At 71.5% G+C, this 3,288-nt stretch carries 4 protein-coding genes; 2 read left to right on the top strand and 2 right to left on the bottom strand.

Annotated elements, in window-relative coordinates:
- Positions 1-25 precede the first annotated feature (25 nt).
- A complete protein-coding gene (locus AC08OQ_RS18630; protein ID WP_476602306.1) occupies positions 26-865 on the top strand; it encodes a TrmH family RNA methyltransferase in 840 nt (279 codons plus the stop codon).
- A gap of 10 nt (positions 866-875) precedes the next feature.
- Here the strand turns inward: AC08OQ_RS18630 and AC08OQ_RS18625 are convergent, their stop codons facing one another.
- The gene (locus AC08OQ_RS18625) at positions 876-1,262 is read right to left on the bottom strand and encodes a DUF2752 domain-containing protein (protein WP_462189239.1); all 387 of its coding nucleotides are present in this window, start codon (positions 1,260-1,262) and stop codon (positions 876-878) included.
- Positions 1,263-1,450: 188 nt separating this feature from the next.
- Between AC08OQ_RS18625 and speB the strand changes: the two genes are divergently transcribed.
- A complete protein-coding gene (gene speB / locus AC08OQ_RS18620) occupies positions 1,451-2,473 on the top strand; it encodes an agmatinase (protein ID WP_476602305.1) in 1,023 nt (340 codons plus the stop codon).
- A gap of 130 nt (positions 2,474-2,603) precedes the next feature.
- On the opposite strand, the gene AC08OQ_RS18615 is transcribed toward speB, so the two are convergent.
- Entirely contained in the window at positions 2,604-3,056 is a 453-nt protein-coding gene (locus tag AC08OQ_RS18615) for a hypothetical protein (protein WP_462189237.1), read from the bottom strand.
- Positions 3,057-3,288 lie beyond the last annotated feature (232 nt).

The following is a 3,288-nucleotide window of genomic DNA, read 5'->3' as shown; positions in this document are numbered from 1 at the left end:
GGTCGTGACCGCCCCACCAGTCATCATGATCGACGATTCGGGTGATCCCCGGGTCGACGACTACATCTCGTTGACCGACGTCGCGCTGCGCCGTCGGCGGGAGCCGGCCGACGGACTGTTCATCGCCGAGGGCGAACGGGTGATCATCCGGGCGCTGCGGGCCGGCTACCGGCCGCGTTCGGTCCTGGTCTCGCCCGCGCGCCTGACGGCTGTGCCCGCGGACCTCGGCGCCGACGTTCCGGTGTACGTCGCGGGACCCGACGTGCTCGCGGCGATCACCGGCTTCGAGGTGCATCGGGGGGCGCTTGCGGCGATGGGCCGCCGGCCGCCCCGCGCCGCGGCCGACCTCCTGGTCGACGCCCGGCGGGTACTGGTGTGTGAGGACATCGTGAGCCACACCAACCTGGGGGCGATCTTCCGTTCGGCCGCGGGACTCGGGATGGACACGGTGCTCTTGAGCCCGCGCTGCGCCGATCCGCTCTACCGGCGTTCTGTGCGGGTTTCGATGGGGGAGGTGTTCGCCGTCCCCTATGCCCGGCTCGAACCCTGGCCGGAGGCCCTCGGTCTGCTGCAGGATGCCGGGTTCACGCTGCTGGCGCTGACTCCGGCGGCGGACGCCGAGGATCTTGACTCCTTCGCGGCCGGACTCACCGCCTGCGCCGCGCCCGCACCTGCACCTGCACCTGCACCGGTGACAGAGGCGGCCCGGGCCGCGTTGCTGCTGGGCACGGAGGGCGCCGGGCTGTCGGCGGCGGCGCAGTCGGCGGCGACAGCCCGGGTCCGGATTCCGATGGCGCACGGGGTCGACTCGCTGAACGTCGCGGCGACCGCCGCCATCGCCTGCTACCTGCTGGGCCGCCGTTGAGCCGCCGGGTTCAAGAGGCGAGCCAGCGGCAGCCGGGCAACGGCAGGTTCCGCAGCACCCAGAAGGCGATGATCAGTATCGGAACGGCGGGAAGCAGGCGGGCCGGTACTCGGGGCAACGGGCGGCGCCAGCCGGCCGCCCGCGCCACCGCCACGATCCAGCCGAGCACCAGCATCGGGGCGGCGATGACGAAGTAGACATTGTAGTCGGCCGCGGCCGCGAGGTGTCCGTGCAGGAGCTGGTGCAGGCCGCGGAGGGCGCCGCAACCCGGGCAGTCCAGGGACGTGGCCCACCGGAACGGGCACGTGGGGTAGTGGCCCGGCTGGGCGGGGTCGACGAGGTACACCCGGCCGCAGACGCCGACGGCGGCTACACCGAGCACGGCAAAACCCGCCAACCGGGCCTGCGGTGACCAGACCCGGCCCGGGCCGGTCGGTTCCGACGCCGTGTGTGCCGGGTGGTCTGGGTGCGGTGCCGCGACCTCCACCGGAGAAGCGTAACCGGGGCGCGGACGGCGGACCGTGGGACAGCGGACCGGGGGTGGCAGACCGTGGGACAGTGGATAGGGCCCGATCGGAGGGACAGATGACGGCACGAAACGGCGATCGTGAGCCGGGCCCGGACGCCCCCGGCTACGCGGGGCTCGCGACCTTCTGCGGACTGCCCTGGCTGCCCGGGACGGAGGCGCTGGCAGCCCGCCGGCCCGACGTCGCCGTCGTCGGTGCTCCGTTCGACATCTCGACGACCCACCGTCCCGGCGCCCGGTTCGGCCCCCGGGCGATGCGGGCCAATGCCTACAACCCCGGCACCTACCATCTCGACCTCGGTATCGAGATCTTCGACTGGCTCGACGCCGTCGACGCCGGCGACGCGCACTGTCCGCACGGGCTCACCGAGGCGTCCCATCGCAACATCCGGGCCAAGGTCGCGCAGATCGCCGGGCTCGGCACGATCCCGCTCGTCATCGGTGGTGACCACTCGATCACCTGGCCGGCCGCAACCGGCGTGGCCGACGCCGTGGGCTGGGGTGAACTCGGTCTGCTGCACTTCGACGCGCATGCCGACACCGCGGACGTCATCGACGGCAACCTCGCCTCGCACGGCGCTCCGATGCGACGGCTCATCGAGTCCGGTGCCGTGCGTGGACGCAACTTCGTCCAGGTGGGGCTACGCGGCTACTGGCCGCCGCCGGACGTGTTCGCCTGGATGCGCGAGCAGGAGATGACCTGGCATCTCATGCACGAGATCTGGCAGCGGGGCAGCCGTGACGTCATCGTGGACGCGATCGCGCAGGCCACGGACGGGTGCCGGGCACTGTACCTGTCGGTCGACATCGACGTCCTGGACCCGGGGTTCGCGCCGGGCACCGGCACCCCGGAACCCGGGGGGATGACCCCGGCCGACCTGCTGCGGGCGGTCCGTCAGATCGCGCTCGACACGCCGCTCGTGGCTGCCGACATCGTCGAAGTCTCCCCGCCGTACGACCACGCGGAAACGACGGTCAACAGCGCCCATCGCGTCGCCATGGAGGTCTTCGCGGGCCTTGCCTACCGCAGGCGGGAAGCCGCCGGTGGCGTTCCGGACCTGCCCGGGTCGGCCCCGGCCTGAGCCGGCCCTCCGTGGCAACCGTCTGTCGCAACCGACGGTCCAACCGGGAGCCGGTTGGACCGTCGACCGAACCATCGGCGTTTCGTATTCTCACGAGTACTTCGTATTCTCGCGAGCACGCAGAGCGCCCTCATTCCAGGTGCAGGGCGCCCTCCTCCGCCGTGCGCGCACCCACGTCCGGCGTGACGATGCTGGGAACGGCGAAGTTCGCGTCGTAATCCTCCGCGAGGGTCGTCGTCCCCTCGCCGTATGCGTCGGCGTCGAGAACAGCCCCGGACTCCCGCCGCTCGGCTTCCAGGTAGGGGTCGGCGTCCGGCGTTTCCGCGGCGAGTTGCCGATCGAAGGACGACCCCGCACGCTCCTCACGTGGTGTGCTCGGATAGCGGACGCCGGCACTCGGTCTGTCGGGTGCATCCCAACTGTCGTCCAATGGATCTCGGCCGGCATCCGTCGAGCCGAGATCGTCGCTGTCAAGCATCTCCGCGGGTTCCAGGGGAGCATCCTCGCGGTACCACGACCGTTCGGAGTCGGCTGCGATGGAACCCGGGTCGAACTGCTCGGGACCCGAGGCTGACTGCGTCATGGCTGCCTCCCCGACCGGCCCACGGGCGCGGCGCGGCCTGCTTGGGACATCCCGCAACATTCCGCCCGGCAAAGCGAGTCCGGCCACTGTTGATATCGGTGCGTCCCAGGCCGCTCCCGGCACGCCTCGCCGCATGACCTTCCCGGCGACGGCCGGGCTAAGCCCGCCGCGTGGATCTGTCGCTGATCTTGTGATTCTTTTGGCCGCCGGTGATCATCGGGCGAGGAGGACC

It is taken from the genome of Frankia sp. CcCS3, assembly GCF_977927575.1.
The sequence above is the reverse complement of the archived record's forward strand: the minus strand, read 5'-3'. Positions and strand labels throughout refer to the sequence as shown.